Raw genomic sequence first — 1,568 nt, 5'->3', positions numbered from 1 at the left:
CATAATGATTGATAAAAGTACCGCTTCATTAACAGAAGCACTTTCCCAAATTAAAGATGGCTCAACCATCATGATTGGCGGTTTTGGTACAGCTGGACAGCCTGCTGAACTGATTGATGGTTTAATTGAGCTTGGCATTAAAGATCTTGTCATTGTTAATAATAACGCAGGCAATGGCGATTATGGCTTGGCTAAACTACTTAAAACGGGTGCTGTACGTAAAATTATTTGTTCTTTCCCTCGTCAATCAGATTCTTATATTTTTGATGAAATTTACCGCGCTGGTAAAATTGAATTAGAACTGGTTCCACAAGGCAACTTGGCGTGTCGTATTCAAGCTGCAGGCATGGGACTTGGTCCAATCTATACCCCAACAGGTTTTGGAACTTTACTTGCTGAAGGCAAACCAACACTGAATTACGAAGGCAAAGACTTCGTCCTCGAAAATCCAATTAAAGCTGACTTTGCACTCATAAAAGCACACCAAGGCGACCGTTGGGGAAACCTTATTTATCGTAAATCGGCACGTAACTTTGGTCCAATCATGGCAATGGCGGCTGATGTCACTATCGCACAAGTCTCTGAAATAGTTGAGCTTGGGGCTTTAGATCCTGAGCATATCATCACCGCAGGCATTTTTGTACAGCACGTTGTACAAGTTCAGCCTGCACAGTAACTATTGGATTCGGAGATTTAAAAAATGAGCTACACCAAACTAAGCCGTGACCAAATTGCTGAACGTGTTGCACAAGATATTCCTGATGGTGCTTATGTCAACTTAGGTATTGGTTTACCAACCAAGATTTCAAGCTATTTACCAAGTGACAAAGACGTATTTCTTCATTCTGAAAATGGTTTATTAGCCTTTGGCCCACCACCTGCTGAAGAAGATCGTGATCCTGAACTTATTAACGCAGGTAAAGAATTTGTCACTTTACTTGATGGTGGTGCTTATTTCCATCATGGCGATTCATTTGCCATGATGCGCGGTGGTCATTTAGATATTGCCGTTTTAGGTGCATTCCAAGTGGCTGAAAATGGTGACTTAGCGAATTGGCATACAGGTGCACCTGATGCAATTCCTGCGGTAGGCGGTGCGATGGACTTAGCGGTTGGTGCCAAAAAAGTGTTTATTACCACAGATCATGTCACCAAAAAAGGCGAGCCTAAAATCGTTGCAACCCTTGATTATCCTGCCACAGGTTTGAAATGTGTCGATCGTATTTACACAGATTTATGTGTGATTGATGTGACGGTGGAAGGCATGAAAGTGATTGAAAAAGTTGAAGGCTTATCTTTTGATGAATTGCAGTCAATGACAGGTGCAAAATTGATTGATGCAACCCAAAAGTAATGCCCCTAACACCTCTTTTTTAAAGGAGGGACTTAGGGAGGATTAAACCATTGGTTTTAGTTCCCTTAAATCCCTCCTTGCGCAGTAACACTGCTCACCCTTTAAAAAAGGGAGGAGCTTTCTTTTAGGATTTAAAAATGAAAAATGCCTATATTATTGATGCCATCCGTACCCCATTTGGTCGATACGCAGGTGGTTTATCCACTTTACGTAC

The 1,568-nt window shown here is 41.5% G+C and carries 2 protein-coding genes and 1 pseudogene; all 3 read left to right on the top strand.

Translation table 11 applies throughout. The features are described 5' to 3' along the window. The first annotated feature begins 4 nt into the window (after positions 1–4). Positions 5–676 (top strand): 3-oxoacid CoA-transferase subunit A, encoded by a 672-nt coding sequence (locus ACK2M2_RS16370; protein ID WP_419349907.1) that lies wholly within the window; start codon positions 5–7, stop codon positions 674–676. A 24-nt stretch (positions 677–700) separates the two neighbouring features. Beyond that, positions 701–1,354 carry a 3-oxoacid CoA-transferase subunit B gene (locus ACK2M2_RS16365; RefSeq protein ID WP_409512968.1) on the top strand — a complete coding sequence of 218 codons (654 nt, stop codon included), beginning with the start codon at positions 701–703 and terminating at the stop codon, positions 1,352–1,354. Positions 1,355–1,491: 137 nt separating this feature from the next. Next, positions 1,492–1,568 (top strand): annotated as a pseudogene (locus ACK2M2_RS16360) (hypothetical protein); the annotation flags it as partial.

The sequence above is a fragment of the Acinetobacter sp. TY1 genome (assembly GCF_048551395.1).
Taxonomy (GTDB): Bacteria; Pseudomonadota; Gammaproteobacteria; order Pseudomonadales; family Moraxellaceae; genus Acinetobacter.
The sequence above is the reverse complement of the archived record's forward strand: the minus strand, read 5'-3'. Positions and strand labels throughout refer to the sequence as shown.